At 68.7% G+C, this 26,677-nt stretch carries 24 protein-coding genes and 1 tRNA gene; 11 read left to right on the top strand and 14 right to left on the bottom strand.

Annotated elements, in window-relative coordinates; all coding sequences use genetic code 11:
• Positions 1-97: 97 nt before the first annotated feature.
• Entirely contained in the window at positions 98-502 is a 405-nt protein-coding gene (gene msrB / locus AB0F44_RS09600; RefSeq protein WP_357354814.1) for a peptide-methionine (R)-S-oxide reductase MsrB, read from the bottom strand.
• Between the two features lie 97 nt (positions 503-599).
• Here msrB and AB0F44_RS09605 point away from each other — a divergent pair, with 97 nt between their 5' ends.
• The gene (locus AB0F44_RS09605) at positions 600-1,040 is read left to right on the top strand and encodes a cysteine dioxygenase family protein (protein WP_357354816.1); all 441 of its coding nucleotides are present in this window, start codon (positions 600-602) and stop codon (positions 1,038-1,040) included.
• Between the two features lie 3 nt (positions 1,041-1,043).
• Here AB0F44_RS09605 and AB0F44_RS09610 read toward each other — a convergent pair whose 3' ends face one another.
• From AB0F44_RS09610 to AB0F44_RS09620, 3 genes are all read right to left on the bottom strand, one after another.
• The gene (locus AB0F44_RS09610; protein WP_357354818.1) at positions 1,044-2,339 is read right to left on the bottom strand and encodes a GNAT family N-acetyltransferase; all 1,296 of its coding nucleotides are present in this window, start codon (positions 2,337-2,339) and stop codon (positions 1,044-1,046) included.
• A gap of 40 nt (positions 2,340-2,379) precedes the next feature.
• Entirely contained in the window at positions 2,380-3,252 is an 873-nt protein-coding gene (locus AB0F44_RS09615; RefSeq protein ID WP_357354820.1) for a DUF4349 domain-containing protein, read from the bottom strand.
• Between the two features lie 124 nt (positions 3,253-3,376).
• Complete coding sequence (locus AB0F44_RS09620; RefSeq protein WP_357354822.1) at positions 3,377-4,642, bottom strand: hypothetical protein; 1,266 nt, start codon at positions 4,640-4,642, stop codon at positions 3,377-3,379.
• Between the two features lie 141 nt (positions 4,643-4,783).
• Between AB0F44_RS09620 and AB0F44_RS09625 the strand changes: the two genes are divergently transcribed.
• Positions 4,784-5,869: a DNA polymerase domain-containing protein gene (locus AB0F44_RS09625; RefSeq protein ID WP_357354824.1), complete on the top strand. Its 1,086-nt coding sequence runs from the start codon at positions 4,784-4,786 to the stop codon at positions 5,867-5,869.
• 199 nt (positions 5,870-6,068) lie between these two features.
• Here the strand turns inward: AB0F44_RS09625 and AB0F44_RS09630 are convergent, their stop codons facing one another.
• From AB0F44_RS09630 to AB0F44_RS09645, 4 genes are all read right to left on the bottom strand, one after another.
• Positions 6,069-6,593 carry a hypothetical protein gene (locus AB0F44_RS09630; RefSeq protein ID WP_355017819.1) on the bottom strand — a complete coding sequence of 175 codons (525 nt, stop codon included), beginning with the start codon at positions 6,591-6,593 and terminating at the stop codon, positions 6,069-6,071.
• Positions 6,594-6,626: 33 nt separating this feature from the next.
• A complete protein-coding gene (locus tag AB0F44_RS09635) occupies positions 6,627-7,724 on the bottom strand; it encodes an ATP-dependent DNA ligase (RefSeq protein ID WP_350660522.1) in 1,098 nt (365 codons plus the stop codon).
• Positions 7,725-7,774: 50 nt separating this feature from the next.
• Complete coding sequence (locus tag AB0F44_RS09640) at positions 7,775-8,338, bottom strand: DUF1269 domain-containing protein (protein ID WP_357354827.1); 564 nt, start codon at positions 8,336-8,338, stop codon at positions 7,775-7,777.
• Between the two features lie 93 nt (positions 8,339-8,431).
• The gene (locus AB0F44_RS09645; RefSeq protein WP_357354829.1) at positions 8,432-8,695 is read right to left on the bottom strand and encodes a GlsB/YeaQ/YmgE family stress response membrane protein; all 264 of its coding nucleotides are present in this window, start codon (positions 8,693-8,695) and stop codon (positions 8,432-8,434) included.
• Between the two features lie 263 nt (positions 8,696-8,958).
• On the opposite strand from AB0F44_RS09645, the gene AB0F44_RS09650 reads away from it, so the two are divergent.
• Positions 8,959-9,537: a hypothetical protein gene (locus AB0F44_RS09650; protein WP_357354831.1), complete on the top strand. Its 579-nt coding sequence runs from the start codon at positions 8,959-8,961 to the stop codon at positions 9,535-9,537.
• A 604-nt stretch (positions 9,538-10,141) separates the two neighbouring features.
• Here AB0F44_RS09650 and AB0F44_RS09655 read toward each other — a convergent pair.
• On the bottom strand, positions 10,142-10,681 hold the full coding sequence (locus tag AB0F44_RS09655; RefSeq protein WP_357354833.1) for a hypothetical protein: 540 nt from the start codon (positions 10,679-10,681) through the stop codon (positions 10,142-10,144).
• Between AB0F44_RS09655 and AB0F44_RS09660 the strand changes: the two genes are divergently transcribed.
• Together AB0F44_RS09660 and AB0F44_RS09665 are read left to right on the top strand one after the other, a co-directional pair.
• Entirely contained in the window at positions 10,659-11,483 is an 825-nt protein-coding gene (locus AB0F44_RS09660) for a DUF222 domain-containing protein (RefSeq protein ID WP_357354835.1), read from the top strand. The genes AB0F44_RS09655 and AB0F44_RS09660 overlap by 23 nt on opposite strands.
• Before the next feature lie 89 nt (positions 11,484-11,572).
• Positions 11,573-11,651, top strand: a tRNA-Gln gene (locus AB0F44_RS09665).
• Positions 11,652-11,786: 135 nt separating this feature from the next.
• Here the strand turns inward: AB0F44_RS09665 and AB0F44_RS09670 are convergent.
• A complete protein-coding gene (locus tag AB0F44_RS09670) occupies positions 11,787-12,719 on the bottom strand; it encodes a DUF1254 domain-containing protein (protein WP_357354836.1) in 933 nt (310 codons plus the stop codon).
• Positions 12,720-12,911: 192 nt separating this feature from the next.
• On the opposite strand from AB0F44_RS09670, the gene AB0F44_RS09675 reads away from it, so the two are divergent.
• The gene (locus AB0F44_RS09675) at positions 12,912-13,859 is read left to right on the top strand and encodes an alpha/beta hydrolase (RefSeq protein ID WP_357354838.1); all 948 of its coding nucleotides are present in this window, start codon (positions 12,912-12,914) and stop codon (positions 13,857-13,859) included.
• Positions 13,860-13,866: 7 nt separating this feature from the next.
• On the opposite strand, the gene AB0F44_RS09680 is transcribed toward AB0F44_RS09675, so the two are convergent.
• Positions 13,867-14,649, bottom strand: coding sequence for an alpha/beta hydrolase (locus tag AB0F44_RS09680; RefSeq protein ID WP_357354840.1), 783 nt, complete (start codon positions 14,647-14,649; stop codon positions 13,867-13,869).
• Positions 14,650-14,814: 165 nt separating this feature from the next.
• Between AB0F44_RS09680 and AB0F44_RS09685 the strand changes: the two genes are divergently transcribed.
• The 4 genes from AB0F44_RS09685 to AB0F44_RS09700 all read left to right on the top strand — a co-directional run bounded on the left by AB0F44_RS09685 (position 14,815) and on the right by AB0F44_RS09700 (position 17,471).
• A complete protein-coding gene (locus tag AB0F44_RS09685; protein ID WP_357354842.1) occupies positions 14,815-15,006 on the top strand; it encodes a hypothetical protein in 192 nt (63 codons plus the stop codon).
• A gap of 200 nt (positions 15,007-15,206) precedes the next feature.
• Positions 15,207-15,638 (top strand): adenylyltransferase/cytidyltransferase family protein, encoded by a 432-nt coding sequence (locus AB0F44_RS09690; protein WP_350660472.1) that lies wholly within the window; start codon positions 15,207-15,209, stop codon positions 15,636-15,638.
• Complete coding sequence (locus tag AB0F44_RS09695) at positions 15,635-17,233, top strand: class I SAM-dependent methyltransferase (RefSeq protein ID WP_357354844.1); 1,599 nt, start codon at positions 15,635-15,637, stop codon at positions 17,231-17,233. Before AB0F44_RS09690 ends, AB0F44_RS09695 begins: the two co-directional genes overlap by 4 nt.
• 1 nt (position 17,234) lies before the next feature.
• Entirely contained in the window at positions 17,235-17,471 is a 237-nt protein-coding gene (locus AB0F44_RS09700; protein ID WP_141806138.1) for a DUF6752 domain-containing protein, read from the top strand.
• Between the two features lie 12 nt (positions 17,472-17,483).
• Here the strand turns inward: AB0F44_RS09700 and AB0F44_RS09705 are convergent, their stop codons facing one another.
• Positions 17,484-18,116 carry a response regulator gene (locus tag AB0F44_RS09705; RefSeq protein WP_357354846.1) on the bottom strand — a complete coding sequence of 211 codons (633 nt, stop codon included), beginning with the start codon at positions 18,114-18,116 and terminating at the stop codon, positions 17,484-17,486.
• Positions 18,113-23,452: a HAMP domain-containing protein gene (locus AB0F44_RS09710; RefSeq protein WP_357354848.1), complete on the bottom strand. Its 5,340-nt coding sequence runs from the start codon at positions 23,450-23,452 to the stop codon at positions 18,113-18,115. Before AB0F44_RS09710 ends, AB0F44_RS09705 begins: the two co-directional genes overlap by 4 nt.
• 178 nt (positions 23,453-23,630) lie before the next feature.
• Here AB0F44_RS09710 and AB0F44_RS09715 point away from each other — a divergent pair, with 178 nt between their 5' ends.
• Positions 23,631-25,757 (top strand): SpoIIE family protein phosphatase, encoded by a 2,127-nt coding sequence (locus AB0F44_RS09715; RefSeq protein WP_357354850.1) that lies wholly within the window; start codon positions 23,631-23,633, stop codon positions 25,755-25,757.
• Here AB0F44_RS09715 and AB0F44_RS09720 read toward each other — a convergent pair.
• Entirely contained in the window at positions 25,754-26,596 is an 843-nt protein-coding gene (locus AB0F44_RS09720) for a helix-turn-helix transcriptional regulator (RefSeq protein ID WP_357354852.1), read from the bottom strand. The two genes, AB0F44_RS09715 and AB0F44_RS09720, sit on opposite strands and share 4 nt — an antisense overlap.
• Positions 26,597-26,677: the final 81 nt, after the last annotated feature.

Consider the following 26,677-nt stretch of genomic DNA (forward strand, 5'->3'; position numbering starts at 1 on the left):
CGGCGCAACGCTAGCCGGGTCAGGCCTGGTGCGCACTTCGTGCGCTCACTCCCTCGCTCGGCGCGAGCGGACGAGCAAGCTCGCCGCTCGGCCTCGCTCAGTTCGTCTCGGCAGGCTCCAACGAGATCGAGATCGAGTTGATGCAGAACCGGTCGCCGGTCGGGGTGCCGTAGCCGTCGGGGAAGACGTGGCCGAGGTGGGAGCCGCAGTTGGCGCAGCGGACCTCCACCCGGTCCATCCCGTGCGACTTGTCCTCGATGTATTCGATCGTCTCGCTGATCGGCTGGTAGAACGACGGCCAGCCGCAGCCGGAGTGGAACTTGGTGTCCGACTCGAACAACTTGGCCTTGCAGGCCTTGCACGAGTAGATGCCCTTGGTCTCGGTGTCGGTGTATTCACCCGTGAACGCCCGCTCGGTGCCCGCCTGGCGCAGCACCGCGTACTCCTCCGGCGAGAGCTCTGCTCGCCACTCCTCGTCGGACTTCTCCACGTTGTAACCCATGGCTCAAATGGTACGTCTGGGGTGGGAGCACAACTCCATTGCCAAAGTCGAGCAATCTACTATACTTAAACCCACGACGCTTCTGGAGGAGGCCACCTTGACCGCCCTTGCCATACAGCCCCTGCTGGACGCCATCCGCACCTACGCCGAGGACGACCTGCTCGCGCGGGTGCAGGTGCCCGAGACCGGCCGCGAGTTCCACCTGCTCCACCGCGACGACGAGGTCGAGGTCTGGCTGATCGCCTGGTCGCCGGGCGCCAGCACCGGCTTCCACGACCACGGCACCGCGACCACCGCCTTCACCGTGCTCACCGGCAGCCTGGTCGAGCACAACTGGCTCGGTGGTCTGCAGATCGCCGACGTCGGCCCCGGCGACGCCCGGGCGCACGACGCAGGCCACGTCCATGACGTACGCAACGTCGGCTCGCGCCCGGCGATCAGCCTGCACGCGTACGCACCGAGGTTGGACGCGATGCACAACTATCACTTTCACGGCGACCGGATCAGCCTGATCGGCGCCGAGCCCGGACGCCCCTGACGCTCAGAAGCCGGTGATGCAGTAGGGCAGCGGACCGCCGTCGGCCATCGCCGCCCAGGTCTCGATCGCCTCGGGCGAGCCGGTGATCCGGCCGGCGGCTGCCAGGGTGCGTACGTCTACGCCGCCGAGATAGAGGGCGCCGAGGGTGTCGGCGGCGAGCTCCACGGTCGGGGCGGCATCGGTCCGGGTGACCTCGGCCGTGCCGTCCGTGACCGCGACCCGCCAGGCACCGGCAGCGTGGCCGAGCGGGTCGTCGACGCCGAGGACGACCTCGCCGGCGGCGCACCAGGGTCGTGCCTGAAGCGCGGTCGGCACATCGAGCACGCGCATCCACAGCATGTCGTCGATCTCGGCGCTCTTGACCGCGAACGGCTCGGCGAGCGCCCAGTAGAGCGGGTCCTGCAGCGGCGCCCGGTGCCAGGAGACCCGCTCGACGAGGTCGATGTCGGCGAGGAAGCGCCACAGCCGCAGGTAGGCCGCCGGGGTCAGCGCCACCAGGTCGACGACCCGCGCCATCCGCAGCCCGGAGTCGTTGCGCTCGTCGGCGGTCTTGTAGATCGCGTAGCCGTCGGGCGTGCCGGAAGCGTCCAGGTGGAGCACGGCCCGCTGCTTCGACTCGCCCTTCGAGTCGCCGCCGAAGTCGTACGCGCTGGAGAGCCACGGCTCGTAGAACTGCGGCCGGGTGACCGATCCACGGGTGCGCTCCTGGAAGGTGCCGTAGATCTCGGCGACCGTCTTCCAGGCGTCGGCCGGCTCGACCATGGTCACCGAACCGTCGTCCTCAGGCACCTCGGGGCGATAGCGGAACTTCGCGGTCACGTCGACCTCGACCTGGCGCAGATGGGTGGCCGTACCGAACCCGAAGCGGCCGTAGATCGACCCTTCGGAGACGGTCAGCGCCGCCAGCGGCACGCCCGCGGCGACCGCGTCGGCGAGCGAGACCGTCATCAGCTTGCGCAGCAGCCCCTGGCGCCGGTGGGTCGGGGAGACGGTCACGTCGCTGATCAACAGGGTCGGCAGGCTGGTGCCGCCGCCCACGTTGACCGGTGACGTCCAGGACGAGAACGTCGCAACCGGGATCGTGGCAGAGGAGAACTCCGAGTTCTCCGTCCACGCTCCCAGCAACGTCACCGAGTCGGAGCGGGTGTGGTCGCGCCAGACCTGGATGCCGTCGTCGTTGCCTCGGGACTGGTGGAAGCCACGCCGCGTCCCTTCGTACCACCCCTTCAACAGGGCCTCGTCCCCGTCGAAGGGGTCGAGGCTGCGGAAGACGAGGCCGGGGTGCTCGAGCGCGCTCATGTTCAGAACGTACGCCGCCGAGCACCCCGATCTCGACTGGTTATTCCTCCGCTGGGCCAGTGGCGGGCACCGGAGTGACCACCTGCTTGCGCCGTCGGGACAGGAGCCAGACGGGCGCGAGGAGGAGCAGGAGGACCGGCGTCCACGGGATGATGGCGCCGAGCGCGACCGCGAGGACACGGGCCGAGTCGCCCAGGGCTTCCCAGCCGGCGCTCAGCCCGGCCAGGAAGCCGGGGTCGTCGTCGGAGGAGCCGCCGGGACCGGCACGGTCGATGTTGACCGTGATGGTCGACAGCGAGGTCTGGTCCTCGAGCGCCGCCTGCTGGGCGAGCAGCGAGTTGAGGTCGGCCTCGCGGCGGGCGAGCTCGGACTCGATCGCAATGACGTCACCGATCGCCTCCGCGCGGGAGAGGAGCGTACGGATCCTCTCGATGCTCGTCCGGGCGTTCTTCACCCGCACCTCGGTGTCGACGACCTCGGTGGTGACGTCGGTGGTCGTGGTGTTGGAGTCGACCAGGGTGGCGGTGTCCTCGAGGTCGGCCATCGCGTCGTCGAACGACTTCGAGGGGATCCGGAGGACCATCCGGGCGTAGCTGGGTCCGTCGTCGTCGCTGTCGCTGGTCTCCTGCTCGGTGACCTGGCCGGCGTACCTGTCGGAGATCTGCTGGACCTGCGTACGTGTCTTTCCGACGTCCTTCGCGTCGAGCGAGACCGAGCCGGTTGAGATGATCGATGCCTTTGTGACGGCCTGCTTCGGTGCCGCCGCGTCTGCGTCCTCTGCGGCCATCTCCGGGCCTGCCGCCTTCCCGGCTGATTGGTCGGCGAGCGACTCGACCGAGCCGGAGTCGGCGGAGGACCCGCCCGATCCGTCCGACCCGCCGCAGGCGCCGAGGGCGAAGATGCTGACAATCACAAGGGCCGCACCCGAGATAGGCCTGACCTTTGCTGTTTTCATGCCCCTAGTACGCCCGGGGGCATGAAAACGGTGCGGGAGACGGCTAGTTCTTTCGGGCCATCTCCTTCGGGCCATCTCTGGATCAGCTCGTCGCCGCAGCCGCCACGAGATCGAGAGTCTGGGCCACGATGTCTGCCCGCATGTCGACCAGCGGTTCGCCGTTGGCGTCCCCGTCGAGGACCGGTATGTGGATGTGACCCTGCTTGGTGTCGGCCTCGAGCGCGTCGCGGAGGGCGGTGGTGCGGTAGGCAGACTCGTTGGACAGGTAGTCACCGCCGCCACCGGCGACCGCCGTGGAGCCCGGCGTCGGGTCCTCCCGGGTGACCGGCGCGGTCGATCCGGCCGGGATCTCGGTGATGATCCGATTGATGTTCACCGGGAAGGTGCCGGGCACGGCCGCCTTCATCGCCTCGACCGGCAACGTGGTCCGGGTCCACTGCGGCTGCGGGTCGGCGTGAGGAAGGTCCTCGGGGATCGGGATCGTCTCGTTGAGGCTGACCCGGTCGTTGTCGGGGAAGGTGCCGCGATGGGCGCCGTTCCAGACCTCCAGGTCGAAACGGCCGGCGCGGCCCTGGCTGATGGTGATGGCGGTGTCCACGTCGCGTTTGCCGGGGACCAGGTGCGGCAGGAACGCGCGCTCGACGGTGCCCTGGGCGAACGGCCCCCACAGCACCGGGAACACCACGGTCTGGATCTCGACAGGCCCCTTAGCCGTGTGCACGACGCGCCCGTCCATCGCCAGCGCCGTCGCCCCGGACGGGTTCGACTGGCGGATGTTGCGATCGAGGGTGAACGGGTCGAAGCCGGAGGCCAGCACCTGCCGTGACCGGCCGGACTCCCCGCGCGCGAAGACGGTCGACTCGATCCCGCGCGAGCTCCGGTCGAAGGCCGCCAGCACCTTCGCCCGGGTGTCCTCTGACCAGGTTCGGTACGCAGGAGCGACTCGCGCGATCTCCAGCTCGCCCGCCAGCCGGGCCCAGTAGAGCGGCCGGTCGTCGCTGCGCGACAGGTCGCCGCCAGCGTCGCCGAGGCCCTGCACCCGGTCCACCGCGCGCTGCCACAGCGCCTGGCCGGCGAGCCGTGCCGCAGTGGTGGCGGCCCTGCTGCTGCCCGCGTCGCAGACGGCCGTCCTCACCGCGCCGGCGACGTCGTCGAACCCGGAGCGGGCCAGGATGTCGGTCACCGCCGGGTCGGTGAGCCGGGTGTGCTCCACCCGGGTGTCGGGCGAGGCGACCGTCCCGCACGCCGGGTCGGTGCTCGCCGTCGCGGGCGCGCCGGTGAGGCCGAGGGTGATGGCGGTGGCCAGGGCCGCCGTCGCGGCGGTCAGTGACGTGGTTCGAGTCGACATGTGGGGGTCCTCCGAGATCGTGGCGGTCGCCGTACGTTGGAGCGGATCATGCCGGGCTCGGGACGTACTGGCCAGTGAGTTGCGGATGTCGTCCGGGCGATTTCGCTGGGGGAGGGGCGCGCATCGGGCTAGGTTGGCGCCATGGCGAAGACACCGGCGGCACACGTGCAGGCAGGCGAGCGCGAGGTGCGGATCTCCAGCCCTGACCGGGTGATCTACGAGGCAACCGACCGTACCCCCGAGGTCACCAAGCTGATGGTCGCGGAGTTCTTCGCGACCGTCGGCGATCCGCTGATGCGGGCGCTGCGCGATCGCCCGACCGCTCTGGAGCGCTGGCCCGATGGCTGGCGCGAGGGCATGAAGCTGGCCACCGGCCCGACCGACAAGGAGGGTGACGGCTTCTATCAGAAGCGCACGCCCAAGGGTGCCCCCGACTACCTCGAGGAGGTCGAGATCACCTTCCCGAGCGGACGTAAGGCGCGAGAGATCTGCCCCACCGAGCCCGCTATCCCGGTCTGGTGCGCCCAGATGGGCGCGCTCACCTTCCACCCCTGGCCCGTCCGCCGCGCTGACGTCGACCACCCCGACGAGCTGCGCATCGACCTCGACCCGCAGCCGGGCACCGACTTCGCCGACGCCGTGCGGGTCGCCGGCGTCGCCCGGGAGACCCTCGAGGAGCTCGGCCTGCGCGGTTTCGTGAAGACCAGTGGCAACCGCGGCGTACACATCTTCGTACGCATCCGGCCGGAGTGGACCTTCGAGGACCTGCGTCACGCCGCGATCGGGTTCGGCCGTGAGCTGGAGCGTCGCGACGGGGGAGTGACCACCGCGTGGTGGAAGGAGGAGCGCGGGGAGCGCATCTTCGTCGACTTCAACCAGAACAACCGAGATCGGACCATCGCTTCGGCCTACTCGCTGCGTCCCAAGCCCGGCGCGCCGGTCTCCACGCCGCTCACCTGGGACGAGCTGGCCGACCTGAAGGACCCGCGCGAGCTCAACCTCTTCACTGTCCCCGACTTCCTCGCTGACGGCGACCGCTGGGCGGAGATCGACGACGAGGCGTACGACCTCACGCCGCTGCTCGAGCTGTGGGAGAAGCTGCCCGGAGGCGAGCTCAACTTCCCGCCGGACTACCCGAAGATGCCGGGGGAGCCGCCTCGCGTGCAGCCGAGCAAGAAGGTCGCGTCCCACTGGGACGAGGAGGGCAACCGGATCGGCGACAAATAGCAGAAGTGCCCACTCAGCGCGGATCCCCCGATCGCACGAGCAGGCACTTCCTCGTCGCTGGATCCCCCCGGAACAGCGAACCCCAAGATACTAGGGGAATGTGGTCCACAACTGCCAGGTGAAGCCGGTAACAGAGCGGTAACCTTCGGTGTGTTGCGGGTCACTTCTGTTGATTCGGCTGTCATGAGGACGAAACGCCTCACATTCCGCTGATTCCTTCGCCTTCGCCCGCCTGCTCGTCGAAGTTCTCGTGCTCGATCAGGTGCAGCACCGGGACGTGGAGATGGCGGCGAGCCTGGTGGGTCCAGTCGACGTGGAAGAACTCAGCGACCACGTGCGGGCGGGTCATGATGATCGCCTCGCGGCCGTCGACCGCCGCGACCTTGGCGCGCAGCGCCTTGACCGGGTCCTGGACCAGCTCGCCGTGGGCCGACGCACCGGAGGTCTTCAAGACCTTCAGGGTCTGCTCGAGCGCCTTCTCGGCCTCGTCCTTGGCCTCCTCGCGCACCGCGTCGAGGTCGATCTCGTTCATCATCATCGCCGAGCCGAGATATTCGGCGGCGCTGAGCGTGCCCATCGCCGACTCGATCCGTGCGGCGGCATCTTCCAGAGGCAGCAGCACGTGGTAGACCGGGTCCTCGACTCCCTCGTGGAGGGAGTGGACCCGGGTCGCGTCGTCGAGGGTGATTGCCTGCTCGACAAGGAGAACGACGTCGTAGCTCATGGCCCCGACATTAGCCGGATTTAACTGTGCTGTTTAGCAGGGACCTCCGAGCACTTCCGACAGATCGTACGCCACGGGTTCCTCGAGCTGCTCGTAGCCGCACGACTCCGGGTCGCGGTCGGGCCGCCAGCGCTTGAACTGGGCGGTGTGCCGGAACCGGCGTCCCTCCATGTGGTCGTAGCCCACCTCGAGCACCCGCTCCGGGCGCAGCGGGGTGAAGGAGAGGTCCTTCCCCTGCGACCAGCGGCTCTGGGTGCCGGGGACGCGGTCCGGATTGGCGGTCAGCCACTCGCTCCAGCGTCCCCACGGGTGGTCCTCGATCGGGACGACAAGCTCCTGCAATTCCTGCCACAGCTCGGCGCGTCGCGCCGCGGTGAAGGACGCCGAGACCCCGATGTGCTGCAGCTCTGGCTGACCGTCCTCCCCGGGGGCGTACAGACCCAGCAGCAGGCTCCCGAGCAGCGGGTTCTCCGGTGTGGAGGTCTTGTGCTCGCGGTAGCCGGCCACGACCACGTCAGCCGTACGCGAGTGCTTGATCTTCAGCATCGTCCGCTTGTCGGGGACGTAGGGGGCGTCCAGCGGCTTGGCCATCACCCCGTCCAGGCCGGCGCCCTCGAACCGGGTGAACCAGTCTTGGGCGACCTCGGGGTCGGTCGTCGTCGTGCAGAGATGGACGTTGTCCGAGCTCACCTCGGCGAAGACGGCCTCCAGCGCCGCCCGCCGCTCCGTCAGCGGTTCGTCGAGGAACGACTTCTCGCCCAGCGCGAGCAGATCGAAGGCCGCGTACGCAGCCGGTGTCTCCTCCGCCAGCAGGGTGATTCGCGACGCGGCCGGGTGGATCCGCTGCTGCAGCACCTCGAACTCCAGACGATCCCCGATCGCCACGAAGATCTCCCCGTCGAGCACGATCTTCTCCGGCAGCGCCTTCCGCAGCGCCTCGGCCACCTCGGGGAAGTAGCGAGTCAGCGGCTTGGTGTTCCGCGACGCCAGCTCCACCTCGTCCCCGTCCTTGAACACGATGCAGCGAAACCCGTCCCACTTCGGCTCGAACGCATAGCCGCCGTCGGCCGGCACTCCCTTCGCAGGCTTCGCGAGCATCGGCAGGATCGGCGGCATCACGGGAAGGTCCACGTCGCCACGATAGGTCAGTTGATGGGTGGTCGCCGCCTCATTCGGTGGGCTCAGGCGTGGGCGCCCTGGACTTCCTTGGCCGCGGCCTTGATGTCGTCGGCCTCGACCTGCTCGAGGGTGGACTCGACGATGGTCTCCGCCCGCTCGAGGGCCTTGCGGATCTTGATCTCGCCGGGGTCGGAAACCAGGGCGAGCAGGCCGGAGTGTCCTGGCGTGATCGCATTCTCGAGCTTCTGCTCGAGCTCGTGGTTGTGGTGGCGCTGCCGCAGCTTTCCGACGATGGCTCCGGCCCCGCCGGCCACTGCGGCACTGCCGAGGATCGACGGCGGGAAGATCACGCCGAGCGCGATGCCGCCGACGACGCCCCACTTCAGGCCTGACTTCGTGCTGTGGTCGGTTGCCTTCTGGATCTCCAGCCGGCCCTCGGCCGTACGCCTGACCACGATGACGCCCTCGATCTCCACACTGCGGCCGTCCTCGACCGACTTGAGGGTCTCGTACGCCTCCCACGCCATGTCCGTGTCACTGAAGTCCGCGATGATGAGGGTGTAGGCGCCGTCGGACACGGACGCCGCGTTCACCTCGAGGTCAGGGTTGTTGGTCTCGTCTGCCATGACATCCGCTCCTTGGTGGTTGAGATTCCACTCTCGAACGGTCATGGCTCGGCGACATCACCCGCTGCGGGTGGGATGGGTGCGCCGCGCTGATCACTGGCCCTGACGCGACTTGCGCCAGAACCCCCACGCCCAGGTGAGGAGCAGGGCTCCCAGGATCGACCCGATCAACCCGGTCGGATGGAGATCGAGGCCGTTGCCGGTCGCGAGGCTGAGGCCCAGACCGCCGACGAAGGAGCCCAGGAGGCCCGTCACCGCCGCGGTGGCCCAGTCGATCTCCTTCATCGAACGACCGAGAAGGAGTTGTGCCACGCCGCCTGCCACGATGCCGAACAGGATGATCGCGATGATGAGCATGTTGGCAAATCTATAGCATCCAAATGCGTTCTTTCCGGTGTTCGGCGACTCGAAGTGAATGTGAAGCACAGATGCAGAGAAATACGCTGCCCAATCACCCTCAATTGCTGATTCCGACCCGAATACGCGACGAGATCTGACAAACCGAATGGTCAATCTGGGGGACGACAGCGTGGTCGGCGAGACCTAGTTTGGATAGAACTCAGGACGCGCCCAGAAGAAGTCTCCGACGCCTGAGCGGTGATGAAAGCGAAGGTGGCGCCATGCGCCGGATTCTCATCGCGTTGATCATGTGTTTCGGGCTGCTCGTCAGCGGTGCCCCCTACGCCTCGGCGAGCCCTCCCGAGCAGGACCGGTGCCCGACGGACCGGCCGACGTTGTACGACGTGACCATCGGCAACACGAACGTGGCGGACTTCGGCAGCGACGGGCACGTCTGGGCTCTTGACGACTACCTCCAGCACGTCCAGGTGTGGAAGATCGGGCAGAAGCACTACTGCTTCCGCATCGAGTACGACGGAACCTGGACCAGCTTCGCGGGCGTCAGCCCGGGCGGCACGGGAACGATCAGCGAGGGCCTCACCGGCACGTTCCACGGAATCCGGTTCGCCCGGTTGACCGGAGAGTTCAACCCGCAGTATCCGCTCAGCGGTCACGTCGCAGACTTCGACTGGCAGTGCGGGGCAGACGGCACCTGCACCGGGCCGCGGCCATCGCCCGGCATGTACTTCTCGCCCATCGTCAGCTTCAACATCGTCTGGTCGGACTTTGTCGCGACCAGTCCATCCAACGGCACCTGGCACCAGGCCCAGTACGGCGACTTCGGCGACATCACCGGCTGACGTCAGGCGCTGCGGGTCTGGAGCCAGGTGCGGTAGCGGCGCAGTTGATGGCGTACTTGGGCCATGCTCGCGGCCGGGGCGTGGCCTTGTCCTCGATCCGCACCGGCGCCAGGTGTTCGGCAGGTCGGGGTCGACGCCGGGCCAAGATGACCGGGTTCGCCTAGGCAAAGCTTCCGTCGTCTCTTATGCGGTCGTCGACGGCAATCTTGTCACTGGGCAGAACCCTGGGTCGGCCAAGGAGACGGCTGAGAAGGTCGCTGAGCTTCTCTGGCTGACCGCCGCTGGTCGAGCCCTTGCTCTGCTGGTCGAGCCGCCGGAGCCGCTAGGCGGAGGCGTGTCGAGACCAACACGGTTCTTGTTGGGGAAACCTCGCATAGCGACTGTTCTTCGTTTTCTAGGTTCGCCGCCGGCCCGGTCTTTGAGTGTTTCTCGATCGCGCGCCGCGTCAAGGACGGGCTGCGCCCGCCGCTGCGCGGTGGCCTTCGGCCATCCTTGACCCAGCACTCGAACGAGAAAGATCTCGCCTATATCGGGGCGGCGGCGAGAGAGTGGCGCAGCACTCAGGTGTCCTGTTCGCTGACCGCATAACTTGGGGCTGAACTGCCTAAATGAGTCGCTTCATGGTGCTCTGTCGCATATAATAAGGCACATGTACGAGACCATCGACCACCTCCTCGCAGGGCCGCCTCCGGGTGCGTCCGAGGCTGAGTTGGTCGACTGGATCGCGGGTCTCGAAGCGGTCAAGTGCACTGCTGAGGCTGTCCAGGCCGAAGCGGCGGTACGTCTCGAGGAAGCCGTTCGGGCCCGCCAGGCCGAGGCCGGGGTTCCGGTCCGGAGGCTTGGCGAAGGGGTTGCTTCCCAGGTTGCGCTCGCGCGGCGGGTCTCGCCCGAGAAGGGCGCCAAGCTCCTCGGGCTCGCGAAGATCCTGATCGCGGAGATGCCCCACACCTACGCGCTGATGAAGGCGGGTCTGTTCTCCCAATGGCAGGCCACCATCCTGGCCCGCGAGACCGCATGTCTCTCGATGGAGGACCGCCGGGTCATTGACCACGAACTCTGCGCCACCGGCCCAGACGGCGAACCGGCTCGAGCAGTGGCGATGGGGCTGCGACAGCTCGAGAATGTCGCCAAGAAACCTCGCCATCACTCTCGACCAAGAATCCGTCGTCGCCCGGGCCGCCAACGCAGAGAAAGACCGACGCGTCAGCCTCCGCCCAGCCCCCGACACGATGACCTGGCTCGGTGCGCTACTGCCGGTCAAAGACGGCGTCGCGGTCTTCGCGGCACTGGACCAGGCGGCCAAGACCGCTGCGGCCGCCGGTGACAAGCGGACACGTGGTCAGGTCATGGCCGACACCCTTGTCGACCGGGTCACTGGCCGCAGCGCCAACGATGCGAAGCCTCGGATCGAGGTCAAGATCGTGATGACCGCCGACTCCCTCGCCAACACCAACGACCAGCCAGCCCTGGTCGAAGGCTACGGACCCGTCCCGGCGGCCTGGGCTCGTGAGGCGCTCGCCGATGCCGAAGTCTTCGTCCGCAGGCTCTTCACCGACCCCACCGGACAACTGGTCGCGATGGAATCACGCTCACGCAAAGCCCCCGACGGGCTGGTCGAGTTCATCACCACCCGCGACGGAGGAATCTGCCGCACCAACGGCTGCGACGCACCCATCCGCAACATCGACCACGTCGAGCGCCATGCCGACGGCGGCGAGACCCGTGCCGAGAATCTGCAGGGGCTGTGCGAAAGGTGCAACCAGGCCAAGGAAGCCCTCGGCTGGCGAGCCAGACCAGGACCAGACGGCAGCATCATCACCATCACACCCACGGGCCATACCTACACGAGCCCGCCACCCGACACCTGGGCACAACCCCCGCCAACCTGGTCCCGGGCAGAGTTCGTCCTGCGCAACGTACTTCTCGACCACGATCTCGCCGCGTGACCTCTTCCCAGGCCCGACCGGCATGCAGTGTCAGTGCGCGCGGTGGGGGCGCTGCCGTCTACAGTTGTCCCGTGCGTTTCGGCGTACGTTCCCCGGTTGGTCTGCCGGCAGGGCCCGCCTGACTTTGAATCAGGACTAGCGACGTAGGTTCGACTCCTACCCGGGGAGCAGAGGAGCCGCCTTGACCTGCGCTTCGGCAGATCGAGGCGAGCTTCGTCCCGCCGGATGGCACACGAGGATGGCACACGGCGGACCGAAACGGTCCCCGATCCCTGGTTGCTCGGCGTGGGTCGCCCGGTACGGCTACTTGCCCAGGCCGGGGAACGTCCAGGTGCCGTCGAGGACGGCGGGGTGCGGGCGGTAGAGGCGGACGATGTAGTTCCAGCCGTCCATGACGCCGAGGGTGTTCGGGCCTGCCGCGGTGCCGAACCGAACGGTGATCGAGCCGTCGTTGTCCCGCTGTGCAGTGACGCTGTTCAGACTGACCTCTGCGTCCCCGACCTGCTCGAAGTACCCGGCCGCGTTGTAGACCGAGATCGACCAGAACGCGTCGACCGGCACCTCACCTATGCGCAGCTCGTAGTCGCCGATGGGAAGGCCGGGCTCGACGTTGAGGTAGAACGCTTCCTGTTCGGGCAGGCCGCCCCAGCCTGCCGCGGTGCCGAGCAGGTGTCGGACGGGGTCGACATCCTCCTTGCGGCCGAATGCCCGGTCGTAGCGGGGCAGGCCGCGGGCAAGCTCCAGCAGCGCCGAGCGGGTCGAGTCGAGCGAGGCCTTGTCGAAGTCGGCTGCGACGAATGCTCGGTCGGAGGTGGCTTTGAGCTGCATCTCGTCCTGAAGGGCGTTGACCGCGGCGATGTCGGCGGGGTCGTTTGGGTCGACCAGCGTCCGCACGACGATCAGGACATAGTCCGTGTCGTAGTCAGCCACCGAGAGCTCGTGGGTGCCAGGCTCGTGAAGGATCCGGTTGATGTAGTGGTCCTCGTTGACAACCATCACCGACATGTAGCGCCCGCGGCTGTCGGGAAGCGTCAGGGCGGCACCGCTGGAGATGTCCACGATCGCGCTGGAGTAGAGCGTGTCTCGGTTTTGTCTGATGACGGGCTGCTCATCGAGTGACTCGGGGGCGCGGAAATGCACCAGCTCGTTGGTCGCACCCCGGGTCTGCAGGGCAGCGAACATCCTGTGCGTCTCAGCGCGGGCAAAGTTGTCGACGTTCACTGTCTCGGAGTTCATGGTCCGAAATCTGCTCGCCCCTGGTGACTGCCGGTTCACCCGCCAGGGGTGAACCGGGAACGTGATCTGGCGCGGGCCGACATGTTCTCAATCTGCCAAGCATTGAGGACGGTTCCTGTCCGCGATGGCTTCTACGGTCACATCAACCGATCGCCACCCCGCGCATCGGCACCGTCGCTGAAAGGACAACGCATGTCAGATCCCATCGACTTCCCCGAGCCGAGCATGATCGCCGTCAACGGGATCGAGCTCGAGGTCTTCGAGGCGGGGCAGGAGAACGCCGGCAATCCCATCGTCCTCTGCCACGGCTGGCCGGAGCTGGCCTTCTCGTGGCGCCATCAGATGGGTGCGCTCGCTGCAGCCGGCTACCACGTCATCGCCCCCAACCAGCGCGGCTTCGGCAACTCGTCCCGACCGGCCGAGGTCTCCGACTACAACATCGTGCATCTGTCCGGCGACCTCGTCTGGCTGCTGGATCACTTCGGATACGAGGACGCCACGTTCGTGGGCCACGACTGGGGCGCGAACGTGGTGTGGAGCAGTGCCGTGCTGCATCCCACGCGGGTGAACAAGGTGATCGCGCTCAGCGTGCCCTACATGGAGCGCGGTGAGGTGCCGCCCCTGACGTTCATCGAGGCGATCGTCGGCAGCGACTCGTACTTCGTCCACTTCAACCGCCAGCCCGGGGTGGCCGACGCCGTCTTCGACGCGAACGCCCGCCAGTTCCTACGCAACCTGTACCGCAAGAACGAGCCTGCGACAGAGCCGGAGCCGGGGATGCCGCTCATCAATCTCGCTCACGCCGAGCCTCCACGCGGCGAGCCTGTGATGAGCGACGGCGAGCTGGCGGTGTTCGTCGACGCGTTCGGGGCATCGGGGTTCACTCCGAGCGTGAACTGGTACCGCAACGTGGACCGCAACTGGGAGCTGATGGAGGACGTCGACCCGATTGTCCGCCAGCAGGCGCTGATGATCTACGGCGCACGTGACACGGTGATGAGGGCGCCGAACCTCGAGGCGTTCGTGCCGCGCGTCGAGGTCACGGAGCTGGACTGCGGCCATTGGATCCAGCAGGAGCTGCCGGAGGAGACCACCCGCCTGATTCTCGAATGGCTCCGGCGAGGCGCATCTCGAGTGTGAGTGCGGCTCATGCAGCGTGGCGACGGAGGAAACTACGGAGGATGTCGTTGAACGCCTGTGGATCCTCGAGGTTGCTGACGTGGCCGCAGTCGGGGATGACCGCGAGGCTGGCGTCGTGGATCTGACGCTCGAACTCGTGGGCAACCGATAAAGGCGACCGTACGTCGAGGGCGCCCCAGATGAGCTGGGTGGGCACCTGGATGGTGTCGAGCACGTCGGTCAGATCGGCGTGGGCCATCGCGGTCAGGGCGGTGAGCATGCTGTGGCGGCGTACGTCGGCCTCCATCGCCTCCAGCAGGGGCACGAACCTCGCCGGCGGAGGGCCGGCGAAGAGGCCTGGGAGGGTCGGGTCGAAGCTGTCTGCCGGCTGGTTGAGCAGGCCCGCGAGGCGGGCGTCCGCCTCGGCGAGTCCGAGAGAGCCGCGCCAGCCGGCGTAGCCGTCGGCGAGCACCAGGCTTCGCGTCACCTCAGGGTGGCGTCGGTAGAGCTCGAGGATGACGGTCACTCCCCACGAGAGTCCGACGAGAGTGCACGGAGAGATGCCCAGGACCCGGATCAGCCCGGCCAGGTGGTCTGCGTAGTCGCTCAGCGCGAACCCTGTGGGCACGTCGCCGGAGCCGCCGGCGCCTGGTTCGTCCCAGGCGATGACGGTGAACTCGTCCGAGAGCGCGTCGAGCTGTGGGGTCCAGGCGCGGCCGTCCTCGGCGCCGCCGTGGACGAACACGACCGCAGGACCGTTTCCGGCCCGCCGGAAGGCGAGGCGCAACCCGTCGATCTCGACGACGTCCATGAACCGAAGGTAGCGCGCTCCGGGTTCGGGTAGGGGATCCCCCGATCGATTCGCCGAGGGTCGCTACGCCGAGTACGCCACCGGGCTCTCGGTCATGAACTGGACCGTCACTGGCCTGAAGGTGCTGGGCGCCGCGGCGACCCGGCTGACCTCGGCCTGCGCTCGGTGGCGTACCTCCTCGGATCGGTCGTCTCGGCCGCGGGATTCGGGGTGCTCGCCGTGTCCTACCTGCGGCGGTACGCCGTCTCGAAGGTCACCATCCTCCTGGGTGTGCTCGGTGGCCCGATCCTGCTCGGGCTGCTGTTCCTCGGCCTTCCCGGACTGCTCGTCGTCCTCGGGGTCATGCCGCCCAGCTGACCCCGGCCCTCGTCATTGATGGCCACGCGCCGTTCATCTTCGTGTAAGGTCGCCGGGCTTCCTGTGGACGTCCGCGTGTCGCGTTGGTGATTCCGGAGATGCGCAGGGAGACATGGATACTGGCCTGGTATCAAGGTCGTGGGGGAGCAGGGTGTAAAGTCGCCCAAACTAATCGACAAACACTTGGAGGAAGCGTGGGCATGGGACCGATCATCGGTTACGTTCCTGGCGTGTTCGATCTCTTCCACATCGGTCACCTCAACATGCTTCGCCAGGCGCGGGAGCGCTGCGACACGTTGATCGCGGGTGTGGTCTCCGACGAGGTCTGCGAGACGACGAAGGGGATCATCCCGACCGTCCCGCTCGTCGAGAGGCTGGAGATCGTCGAGGCGATCGGGATCGTGGACGCGGTCTACGCCGAGCGCACCACCGACAAGGTCGACTCCTGGCGCGAGGTCGGGTTCACCCACCTCTTCAAGGGCGATGACTGGAAGGGCACCGAGAAGGGCGACGCGCTCGAGAAGAAGATGGCGTCGGTCGGTGTCGAGGTCGTCTACTTCCCCTACACCCTCCAGACCAGTAGCACCGCTCTGCGGAAGGCCATCGCGCGAGAGGATGCCCAGGTCTCGTGACCGGCAGTGCCCCCACGACTGGCGGACAGTTCGAGATCTCCGACGACGGGGTCCTTGTCCGGGACTCCTCGACGCCGGTCCTGATTCTCTCCGTCGACGGCCAGTACGTCTGGTCCCTCACGCCCGACCGCGACGGCCACCCGACAGACGGCGGCACCATGGTGCCTTGGCCGACCGTCCTCACCCGGTTCCTGGACGGCTCCGCGACGGTCACCATCGCCGACTACGAGGGCGAGGTGCTCTTCGAGGACAAGGTCACCCTCGGCTCCGGTGAGGGCAACATCTCGATCGTCGACGGCGGCGGCAACCCGCTCAGCGTCGACAAGGTCGGCCACCTGACCCGCTCCTTCGAGGCCACCGACGAGAGCATCCGCGAGGAGATCCTCGACGGCACCCAGCGTGTCCTCGCCGACCTCCGCGACGTGGTCGGCGTCGAGGCCTACCTCAACTACGGCGCGCTCCTCGGCGCGATCCGCGAGGGCCGGATGCTCGGCCACGACTCCGACACCGACGTCTGCTACCTCTCCAAGCACACGGTCCCCGCCGAGATCATCACCGAGTCGTACGCCATCGAGCGCACCATGCGCGAGCGCGGCTGGAGCGTCCTGCGGATGTCCGGCGGCGACATCAAGGTCCTGCACGAGGTCTCGGACGGCCGCAAGGTGCACATCGACATCTTCGTGGCGTTCTACGTGCCCGACGGTGACGGCGAGCCGGTCTTCTACCAGCTCGGCAACCGCTCCGGCCGGCTGCGCCGCGAGGCGATCGTGCCGGTCTCGACGATCAACCTGCACGGCTACGACTTCCCGGCTCCCGCCGAGCCCGAGGAGATGCTGGCCTTCATCTACGGCCCGAAGTGGCGCACCCCGGACCCGTCGTTCAAGTACGCCGACCCGCCGGCCGGCGTACGTCGTCTGGACGGCTGGCTGCGCGGCTTCCGCACCGACATGGGGCACTGGACCGAGTTCCACAACACCCACGGGAGCGAGCTCGAGAGCAAGCAGTCGGCCTTCGGCGCGTGGGTCCAGCGGCAGCTGCCCGAGGACGCGAAGGTGGTCGACATCGGCTCCGGCGCGATCGGGCGTGACGGCCGCTTCTTCGCCCGCAAGGGACACCAGGTGCACTCGGTGGACTTCTCCCGCGCCGCGGTGGCCGCCGTGCGCCGCAGGGCCGAGCGCCACAAGCTTCCGCTGGTCTCCGAGCAGCTCATCCTCGGCGAGCTCCGTTCGACGCTGACGCTCGGTGCACGGCTGGCCCGCGACCCCCACCATCTCTACGCCCGCGACCTGATCGGCTGCCTCGACGGCGCGGCGCGGAGCCAGCTCTGGACCCTGGCCAAGATGGCGCTGCGCCCCGGCGGCGGCAAGCTTTACCTCGAGTTCGCGGTCACCGGTGAGAACCTCCCCGACCCGCAGCCCGAAGGCCTCGTACGCCGCGTCGACCCCGCCCTCGTCCAGGCCGAGATCGAGGCTGCCGGCGGTGTGGTCGAGCACCTCGGGATCAACGAAGGCCAGGACATGCTCGGCAACCCGCTGCCGGGCGTCGCGCGGCTCCGCGCCTCCTGGCCATCCCTCAAAGCTGCAGAAGGAAACTGACATGTCCGACGAATCCGGCATCAAGAACATCGCTCGCGGTGCCCGCGACGCGGCCCGTACGCGCGCCTCGCTGGTGCGCCGCATCGAGGCGCTCGAGGCCGAGGTGCAGGAGCAGCGCCAGCTCAACCGGCGCGTCGCCGAGCTGACCGACGTGGTCGCCGAGCTGCTCATCCCGCTGCAGGACGCCGACAAGGAGAAGGCGGAGCAGATCCTCGCGGCCTACCGGGCGAAGATCTGACCCTCTCTAACCTCAGCCCAGCGCGTCGAGCGCCTGCCTGAGATCGTCCAGCCGCGTCCCGAGGCGCCGGCGGGCATCGCCGCCTAGGCCGATGTCGACGCCCGTGTCGAGCTCGGCCACCGCCTCCTCCACCCCGGCGAGCCGGGAGCGGAGGTCGGTGACGACATCGACGTCGACCCGGCCGGGCTGCGCGGCTCGCTCGTCCAGGGACCGGCGCAGCAGGTCGGCCTGGATGCTGAGCTTGCGGCTGGCGTGCCACAGGTCGACGAAGACCTGCACCTTCGCCCGCAGCAGCCACGGATCGAACGGCTTGGCGAGGAAGTCGGCCGCGCCGGTCGCGTAGCCGCGATAGGCGAGGTGGGTGTCGAAGTCGTTGGCGGTCAGGAAGATGATCGGGACGTCCTTGGTGCGCTCCCGCGCCTTGATGCGGGTGGCCGTCTCGAAGCCGTCCATCCCCGGCATCTGCGCGTCGAGCAGGATCAGCGCGAAGTCGTCGTGGAGCAGGGCGCGTAGCGCGTCTTCGCCGGACCCGGCGCGGACGAGGGTCTCGTTGAGGGATCCGAGGATGGCCTCGAGCGCGACCAGGTTGGCGGCACGGTCGTCGACGAGCAGGATCTTCGCCGTCCCCTGATGGCGATCACTCATGACAGCCACAACCGGAACAGCGAGAGCAGGTCGGCGACGTCGACCGGCTTGGTGATGTACTCCGAGGCACCGGCGGCGAGGCTGTCCTCGCGGTCACCCGTCATCGCCTTCGCGGTCAGAGCGATCATCGGCAGGCTCTTGAACTGCGGGATGTCGCGGATCAGGCGCATCGCGGTCAGACCGTCCATGCCCGGCATCATGATGTCCATCAGCACGAGGTCGACGCCCGGCTCCCGCTGGAGTGCCTCAATCCCGGCCTCCCCGGACTCGGCATAGAGGACGTCGATGCCGTGCTGCTCGAGCGCGCTGGTGAGCGCGAAGACGTTGCGTACGTCGTCGTCGACGATCAGGATCCTGCGACCGACGAACTGGCCGTTCGGGTCGGCCGGCTCGGGAACGTACGTCCTGGGGGACTGCCCACCGGTTCGGCCCAGCAGCACGCTCACGTCGTCGATCGCCTCCTCGGTGGTTGCCGGTGTCTTGAGGGTCATCGCCTGGGCGTACCTGTCCAGGCGGCTCTGCTGAGCCTTGGTCACCTCGCCGACCCTACTCAGCACGACGGGAATGTTCTTGGTGCGCTTGTGGGTGCGCATCCAGCGGAGTACGTCGAAGCCGCCCTCCGTCAGCGGGAGGTCCAGGACCACACAGTCGACCTCGCGGTCGGCCAGGACCGCTTGAGCCTCGTCGGGTGATGCGCCCAGGACCGTCTCGACCTCGTCGACCGAGCCGAACAGGGCCTCCACGACGGCGCTGGTGCCGGGGCCGGAGTCGTCGCTGCCGCCACTGAGAACCAGCAGGACCTGGTCAGCGCCCCTCTCGGCGGTGTCTTGCTGGAGCGACGCGACCGGCTCGCCGACGGCAGGCGTCGGCGTCTGGGCATCGATCGTCCCGGCGCTGATCCTCGGGACGTACAACGTGAAGGAGCTGCCGTGTCCGGGATCGCTCTTGACCTGGATCTCGCCGCCGATGAGGTGGGCGACCTCGCGGCTGATCGACAGACCGAGGCCGGTGCCGCCGAACTTGCGGCTGATCGTGCCGTCGGCCTGCTGGAACGCCTCGAAGATGACCTTCAGCTTCTCCGGCGGGATGCCGATGCCGGTGTCGACCACCGAGAACGCCAGCACCGCGTCGGCCTGCTGCAGGCTGGGCGTCGAGAAGCGCTCGCCGGAAGCGTTGCGGATCAGCAGCCGGACCCCGCCGCCGTCGGTGAACTTCACCGCGTTGGAGAGGAGGTTGCGCAGCACCTGCTGCAGCCGGTGCTGGTCCGAGCGGAGCACCCGGGGCACATCGGGGTCGACGCTGACGATGAAGTCGAGGTCCTTCTCGGCGGTCAGCGGCCGGAAGGTCGCCTCGACGTACTCGACCACCGAGGTCACCGCGACGTCGGTGACGTGGACGTCCATCTTCCCCGCCTCGACCTTGGACAGGTCGAGGATGTCGTTGATCAGCTGGAGGAGATCGGTGCCGGCGCCGTGGATGGTGCGGGAGTACTCCACCTGGCGGGAGTTGAGGTTGCCGTCGACGTTGTCAGAGAGCAGCCGGGCCAGGATCAGCAGCGAGTTGAGCGGCGTACGCAGCTCGTGCGACATGTTGGCCAGGAACTCGGACTTGTAGCGGGACGAGAGGGCGAGCTGCTCGGCCCGCTCCTCCAGGCCGCGCCGGGCGTCCTCGATCTCGAGGTTCTTGATCTCGATCGCCTGGTTCTGGTCGGCGAGCTGGCGCGCCTTCTCCTCGAGGGCCGCGTTGGTCTGCTGCAGCTCCACCTGCTGACGTTCGCCCTCGTCCTGCTTGTCCTGCAGCTCGGCGGCGAGCCGCTGCGACTCGACCAGCAGCTCCTCGGTGCGCGAGCTGGCCATGATCGCGTTGAGCGAGACCCCGATCGACTCCGCGAGCTGCTCGAGGAACTGCATGTGGACGGCGCTGAACGGCCGGAACGAGGCCAGCTCGACGACACCGATCACCTTCTCCTCGAACGCCACCGGGAGCACCACGATCGAGGTCGGTGCCGCCGATCCGTGGCCCGAGGAGATCCGCAGGAAGTCGGCCGGCACGTCGCGCACGATGATCGGCTGGCGGTCGTACGCCGCCTGCCCGACCAGCCCCTCGCCGAGCGCGAAGACGTCGGGGACGTCGGGGCCGGGCTGGTAGCCGTAGGAGGCGATCCGGCGCAGGACCTTGGGGCCGCCGTGCTCGGAGGTCTGGTCGGTGAGGAAGATCGAGCCCTGCTGCGCGCCGACCAGCGGGGTGAGCTCGGAGACGATCAGCCGGGCGACCTCGAGCAGGTCGCGACCGCCCTGCATGTGGCCGGTGAACCGGGCCAGGTTGGTCTTGAGCCAGTCCTGGTCCTCGTTGGCCCTGGTGGTCTCCCGCAGCGAGTCGATCATCTCGTTGAGGTTGTCCTTCAGGTCGGCGACCTCGCCGGCCGCCCCGACGGTGATCTGCCGGCTCAGGTCGCCCTGGGTCACCGCAGCGGAGACCTCGGCGATCGCGCGGAGCTGTGTGGTCAGCGTCGACGCGAGCTGGTTGACGTTCTCCGTCAGTCCGCGCCAGGTGCCGGAGACGTCGGCGACCTCGGCCTGGCCGCCGAGCTTGCCCTCGGTGCCGACCTCGCGGGCGACACGGGTGACCTCGTCGGCGAAGGAGGAGAGCTGGTCGACCATGGTGTTGACCGTGGACTTGAGCTCGAGGATCTCGCCGCGGGCGTCGACGGTGATCTTCTGGGTGAGGTCGCCACGGGCGACGGCGGTGGTGACCTGGGCGATGTTGCGGACCTGGGAGGTCAGGTTGGAGGCCATCGAGTTGACCGAGTCGGTGAGGTCCTTCCAGGTGCCGGCCACGCCGCGTACGTGGGCCTGACCGCCCAGCGATCCCTCGGTGCCGACCTCGCGGGCGACACGGGTGACCTCGTCGGCGAAGGTACGCAGCGTGTCGACCATCGCGTTGAGGGTGCCGGCCAGGGCGGCGACCTCACCGCGGGCCTCGATGGAGATCTTCTGCGACAGGTCGCCCTGCGAGACCGCCTTGGAGACCTGGGCGATGCTGCGGACCTGGTTGGTCAGGTTGGAGGCCATCGAGTTCACCGACACGGTCAGGTCGCGCCAGGTGCCGGCGACACCCGGCACCTGGGCCTGGCCGCCGAGCGCGCCCTCGGTGCCGACCTCGCGGGCCACACGGGTGACCTCGTCGGCGAACGAGCCGAGCTGGTCGACCATGGTGTTGATGGTCGACTTGAGCTCGAGGATCTCGCCGCGGGCGTCGACGGTGATCTTCTGGGTCAGGTCGCCTCGGGCCACGGCGGTGGTGACCTGGGCGATGTTGCGGACCTGGGAGGTCAGGTTGGAGGCCATCGAGTTGACCGAGTCGGTGAGGTCCTTCCAGGTGCCCGAGACGTCGTGCACGTCGGCCTGGCCGCCGAGCTTGCCCTCGGTGCCGACCTCGCGCGCGACGCGGGTGACCTCGGCCGCGAAGGAGGAGAGCTGGTCGACCATGGTGTTGATGGTCGACTTGAGCTCGAGGATCTCGCCGCGGGCGTCGACGGTGATCTGCCGGCTCAGGTCGCCACGGGCCACCGCGGTGGTGACCTGAGCGATGTTTCGCACCTGGGCGGTCAGCGTGCCGGCCATGAAGTTCACCGAGTCGGTCAGGTCGCGCCAGGTGCCGGAGACACCGGGCACCGCGGCCTGGCCACCGAGCTGACCCTCGCCACCGACCTCGCGGGCGACACGCGTCACCTCGTCGGCGAAGGCGGAGAGCTGGTCGACCATCGTGTTGACGGTCGTCTTGAGCTCGGCGAGCTCGCCGCGTACGTCGACGGTGATCTTCTGGGACAGGTCGCCGCCGGCGACGGCGGTGGTGACCTGGGCGATGTTGCGGACCTGGTTGGTCAGGTTGGTCGCCATGGAGTTGACGGAGTCGGTGAGGTCCTTCCACCGGCCGCCGACGCCCGGCACCTCGGCCTGGCCGCCCAGCATGCCCTCGGTGCCGACCTCCCGGGCGACACGCGTCACCTCGTCGGCGAAGGCGGAGAGCTGGTCGACCATCGTGTTGACGGTCGTCTTCAGCTCGTAGAGCTCGCCGCGTACGTCGACGGTGATCTTCTGGGACAGGTCGCCGCCGGCCACCGCGGTGGTGACCTGGGCGATGTCGCGGACCTGGTTGGTCAGGTTGCTCGCCATCGAGTTCACCGAGTCGGTGAGGTCCTTCCACCGGCCGGCGACGCCGGGAACCTCGGCCTGACCTCCGAGGATGCCCTCGGTGCCGACCTCGCGGGCGACACGCGTGACCTCGTCGGCGAAGGTCTGCAGGGTGGCGGTCATCGAGTTGAGCGTCTCGGCGAGCTCGGCGACCTCACCGCGCGCGGTGACCGTGATCTGCTGCGACAGGTCGCCGCGGGCGACGGCCTTGGCGACCGAGGAGATCCCGCGCACCTGGGAGGTCAGGTTGGAGGCCATCGTGTTGACCGAGTCGGTCAGGTCGCGCCAGGTGCCGGAGACGCCGCGTACGTCGGCCTGGCCGCCGAGGCGGCCCTCGGTGCCGACCTCGCGGGCGACACGGGTGACCTCGGCGGCGAACGAGGACAGCTGGCCGACCATCCGGTCGACGGTGTCCTTGAGCTGCGCCATCTCGCCGGAGACCTCGATGGTGACCGTGCGGGACAGGTCGCCGTTGGCGACGGCGGTGGTGACCTCGGCGATGTCGCGGACCTGGGCGGTCAGCCGCGAGGACATCGTGTTGACCGCGTCGATGAGGTCGCGCCAGGTGCCGGAGGCGTTCCGCACCCGGGCGCGGCCACCGAGCTTGCCCTCGGTGCCGACCTCTCGGGTGACCCGGGCGATCTCCTCGGTGATCGTGGCGAGCTGGGCGACCAGGCCGTTCACGCTCTTGGCGACCAGCAGCGGGTCTCCCTTGAGGGCGCGGCTGCCGTGGCGTACGTCCATCGTCTGGGTGAGGTCGCCTGCGGAGACGGCGGCGACGACCCGGGCGACATCGGCGGTCGGGCGTGCCAGGTCGGCGACCAGCTTGTTGGCGTCCTCGACGGCGCCGGCCCAGGCACCGCCGCCGATGCTCGGCCGGAGCCGTTCGTCATGGTGGCCGTCGCGGCCGGCCTCGCGGCGCACGCGCGCGATCTCGCCGGTCAGGTGGTTCAGCCGTTCGGCGATCTCGTTGTGGATGGAGGCGAGGTCACCGAGCGGCCCGTCGACAGGCTCGAGCCGGCCGGTGAAGATGCCGTCGCGCATCGCGGTCATCGCGTCCTTGAGCTGGCGGAGCGTGACCTGATCGACCGTCACCTGCTCGGGAAGCGTGGCCGACCTCGATGAGTCCGTCGATGAGGGCATCCCCCTGCCTCCTCTCGCGCTGATCCGCGCGTCTGCTGAAGTGTCCCACTCCTCGGCTGGCCGTGGCCCACAAATGATCGTTCACCACCGATTCTGGTAATTCCTTGACCTACCTGCCGGTACCTTGCGGTGATCAGTGCCATACCAGCGCCAAAGGGGTGCACAATCGGCGGTGGTCATGAGTATCGGAGCCAAGACACTGTCTCGAACCTTCGAGCCGGCACCGACGTCGGTCTCAGAAGCGCGCCGTTTCGCGCGCGAGGTGCTTGACGAATGGGGCCTCGACGACCTCCTCGACGACGTCGTCCTGCTGACCAGCGAGCTGGTGACCAACGCCGTGACCCACGCCGGCACGCCGATGACCGTGTCGGTCGTACGTGAGGAAGACCGGCTCCGCATCGACGTCTTCGACCAGCACCCGACCCGGGTGCTCCCGGTCGGCGCGAACGCCCGGCCCGGGGCCGGCGAGCACGGCCGCGGGCTGCTCATCACCTCGGCGCTGGCGACTGCCTGGGGGGTGGAGTACCGCCGGGATCACAAGCGGGTGTGGGCCGCGTTCGCGCTCGTGGAGACGACCCTCGACGTGGATGCGCCCAACGGGGGAGTCCCGGAGGGCCAGGACGTACGCCGCCGGGAGAGCGTGGCCACGCCCGGCCGGGATCCGCTGGGGCTGAGCGGGCTCGCCCTCAACCAGCTCGCGCTCGCCGACATCCTCGACCTCGTGGTGGAGCAGACCCGGGAGCGTTTCGACGCTGACGCTGCGTACCTCCTGCTCGAGGACGAGATGGAGGACCGGTTCGTGGTGGCCGCGACGAGCGGGTCGGCTGCGCTGATCAAGGGGCGGAGCGTGCGCCGTGGCGAGGGCGGTGCGCCGAGCCTTCGGGCCTCGTTCCGGCCGCTGGCGATCGGCGACCTGCGTGCCACGCCGGTCGAGCTGCTCCGCGGGCTCGAGCTGCGCTCGCTGGTGACCGCCCCGGTGGCCTTCGAGGGCCGGGTGATCGGCACCTTGGCGGTCGCGAAGAAGAAGCCGGGCAGCTTCGCGACCGAGGACGGCGCCGAGCTGCAGCGGGTCGCGGACTGGGCCGCGCCGAGCGTCGACCGGGCATCCACGCGGGCTGCCGATGGTGAGCGGCGCGCCTGGCTGGCGTTCCTGGGAGAGGCGAGCGTGATGCTGGCCGGATCGCTGGACCTGGAGACGACGACCGCGATGACCGGCCAGATCGTCGTGCCCCGGCTGGCGACCTGGTGCGGCATCTATCTCAACGACGTACGTGACCATCCTCGGCTCCAGTTCGCCTGGCACGCCGACGAGCACCAGCTCGACGCGGTGCGGGACGCCTTGGAGGACGCGACCCCGGACGGCCCGGAGGTGCCCGCCGTGCCCGACCTCGACGGCGAGGTCGCGATCCTCCCGCTGGAGGCCCGCAACCGGGTCATCGGCTGGCTCACCCTCGGGCGGCCGGCAGGTGAGCCGCTGCGCCGCGAGCGCCTGATGGTGGCGGAGTCAGTGGCCCGCCGGGCGGCCCTGGCCATCGACAACGCCCGCGCCCACACCGAGCTCCAGGAGATCGGCCGGTCCCTGCAGCGCAGCCTGCTGCCTGCGGTGCTGCCGGAGATCCCGGGCGTCGACATCGGGGTCGGCTACGAGCCGACGGGGGAGTTCAACGAGGCCGGCGGCGACTTCTACGACATCTTCGCGCTCGGCGCCGGGCGCTGGGGCTTCATGGTGGGCGACGTCTGCGGCGTCGGACCGGAGGCAGCCGCGGTCGCCGGGATGTCGCGGCACACCGTACGGGCGCTGATGCGGGCCGGCATCCCGATCGCGCCGACCCTGGAGCGGCTCAACGCCGCGATCAGCGACGAGGGCCTGCGGGGCCGGTTCATCACGCTGGTGTGCGGCACGCTCGAGGTCACCTCCGCGTCCCGCTTCCAGGTGCGGCTCGTCTGTGCGGGCCATCCGCCGCCGTTCCTGGTCACCCGTTCCCGGCCCGGTGTCTCCGCCCGACGGGTCGGCCGGTCGCAGGCGCTCCTCGGGGTGCTCGACGCGGTCGACTACATCGAGGAGGAGGTGACGGTGGAGCGGGGCGACCGGCTCGTCGTCGTCACCGACGGTGTTCTCGAGCGGCGCGCCGGGGACACGATGTTCGAGGAGGCCGGCGTCGAGGCCGTCCTCGCCACGGGCATCGACGTGGGAGCGCAGGTCGTCGCCGACCGGCTGCTGCGGGCGGTCGCCGACTTCTCCGCCGTGCCGCCCTCCGACGACATGGCCGTCCTCGTCCTCGACCTGGGGAAAGTTGTCTCTTAGGGCGTGCTGAACTCCTCGTGCCCGAGCACCGCGAGCAGCCGGATCTTCTCCTCCGCCTCGCTGCCGGGCACCGGCGTCAGCACCAGCAGCGCCTGGCCCTGGTCCTGGGTGGACAGCACCTGGCAGTCGACGTCGATGCGGCCGACCTGCGGGTGCAGCAGCGTCTTGTGGTCCTCGTAGCGGTGGGTGACCTCGTGCCGCTCCCACAGCTCGCGGAACTCCTCGGACCTGTCGAGCAGGAGGCGTACGAGCTCGCCGGCGCGGGAGCGCACACCGAGTGCTCCGTAGGCCATCCGCAGGCTCGCCACCAGACCCCGGCCGTGCGTGTCGTGGTAGTCCGGCGGGTAGACGTCCCGGGTCGTGGGATCGGTGAACCAGCGGTACGCCTCACAGCGCTCCCAGCCGGTCAGCGCTGCCCGGTCCCCGAAGATCGTGGTCGCGAGCCGGTTGGCGACCAGCGTCTCGCCGAGCGCGGACATGATCATCGCCGGGGTGTCCTCGAGCCGGTCCAGCACACGCAGCAGCGCCGGGGCGACGTGGCCGTCCTCGAACGTACGCCGCGGGGCGTTGTGACCGGCCAGCCGGTAGAGATGGTCGCGCTCGTCGATGGTCAGGCGCAATGCTCGGGCGAGCGCGGAGAGCATCTGGTCGGAGGGCTGCGGGCCGCGCTGCTGCTCGAGGCGTACGTAGTAGTCGGTCGACATCCCGGTCAGCGCGGCGACCTCCTCGCGACGCAGGCCGGGTGTGCGCCGGCGGGGTCCGGTGATCAGGCCGACGTCCTGCGGGCGGAGCGCCTCACGGCGGCGTCGGAGGAAGTCGGCGAGGGAGGCGCGGTCCATGGCATCCATGATGCGGGTTGGGCTCGTACGCAACCAGGGACCGCCGATCCCACGATCACCAGGTCTCTCCCGCCGTCGGAG

This window comes from Nocardioides sp. NPDC023903, assembly GCF_040639295.1.
In the GTDB taxonomy this organism is placed as follows: Bacteria; Actinomycetota; Actinomycetes; order Propionibacteriales; family Nocardioidaceae; genus Nocardioides.

Excerpts from the sequence above, each read along its gene's own strand:
- AB0F44_RS09710 (WP_357354848.1), bottom strand. The coding sequence starts at position 23,452 with ATGCCCTCATCGACGGACTCATCGAGGTCGGCCACGCTTCCCGAGCAG.
- AB0F44_RS09680 (WP_357354840.1), bottom strand. The coding sequence starts at position 14,649 with ATGGACGTCGTCGAGATCGACGGGTTGCGCCTCGCCTTCCGGCGGGCC.
- AB0F44_RS09640 (WP_357354827.1), bottom strand. The coding sequence starts at position 8,338 with ATGGCAGACGAGACCAACAACCCTGACCTCGAGGTGAACGCGGCGTCC.
- AB0F44_RS09705 (WP_357354846.1), bottom strand. The coding sequence starts at position 18,116 with ATGAGTGATCGCCATCAGGGGACGGCGAAGATCCTGCTCGTCGACGAC.
- AB0F44_RS09690 (WP_350660472.1), top strand. The coding sequence starts at position 15,207 with ATGGGACCGATCATCGGTTACGTTCCTGGCGTGTTCGATCTCTTCCAC.
- AB0F44_RS09670 (WP_357354836.1), bottom strand. The coding sequence starts at position 12,719 with ATGAACTCCGAGACAGTGAACGTCGACAACTTTGCCCGCGCTGAGACG.
- AB0F44_RS09630 (WP_355017819.1), bottom strand. The coding sequence starts at position 6,593 with ATGAGCTACGACGTCGTTCTCCTTGTCGAGCAGGCAATCACCCTCGAC.
- AB0F44_RS09660 (WP_357354835.1), top strand. The coding sequence starts at position 10,659 with ATGTCGCCAAGAAACCTCGCCATCACTCTCGACCAAGAATCCGTCGTC.
- AB0F44_RS09700 (WP_141806138.1), top strand. The coding sequence starts at position 17,235 with ATGTCCGACGAATCCGGCATCAAGAACATCGCTCGCGGTGCCCGCGAC.
- AB0F44_RS09675 (WP_357354838.1), top strand. The coding sequence starts at position 12,912 with ATGTCAGATCCCATCGACTTCCCCGAGCCGAGCATGATCGCCGTCAAC.
- AB0F44_RS09650 (WP_357354831.1), top strand. The coding sequence starts at position 8,959 with ATGCGCCGGATTCTCATCGCGTTGATCATGTGTTTCGGGCTGCTCGTC.
- AB0F44_RS09610 (WP_357354818.1), bottom strand. The coding sequence starts at position 2,339 with ATGAGCGCGCTCGAGCACCCCGGCCTCGTCTTCCGCAGCCTCGACCCC.
- AB0F44_RS09655 (WP_357354833.1), bottom strand. The coding sequence starts at position 10,681 with ATGGCGAGGTTTCTTGGCGACATTCTCGAGCTGTCGCAGCCCCATCGC.
- AB0F44_RS09715 (WP_357354850.1), top strand. The coding sequence starts at position 23,631 with ATGAGTATCGGAGCCAAGACACTGTCTCGAACCTTCGAGCCGGCACCG.
- msrB (WP_357354814.1), bottom strand. The coding sequence starts at position 502 with ATGGGTTACAACGTGGAGAAGTCCGACGAGGAGTGGCGAGCAGAGCTC.
- AB0F44_RS09620 (WP_357354822.1), bottom strand. The coding sequence starts at position 4,642 with ATGTCGACTCGAACCACGTCACTGACCGCCGCGACGGCGGCCCTGGCC.
- AB0F44_RS09645 (WP_357354829.1), bottom strand. The coding sequence starts at position 8,695 with ATGCTCATCATCGCGATCATCCTGTTCGGCATCGTGGCAGGCGGCGTG.
- AB0F44_RS09625 (WP_357354824.1), top strand. The coding sequence starts at position 4,784 with ATGGCGAAGACACCGGCGGCACACGTGCAGGCAGGCGAGCGCGAGGTG.
- AB0F44_RS09720 (WP_357354852.1), bottom strand. The coding sequence starts at position 26,596 with ATGGACCGCGCCTCCCTCGCCGACTTCCTCCGACGCCGCCGTGAGGCG.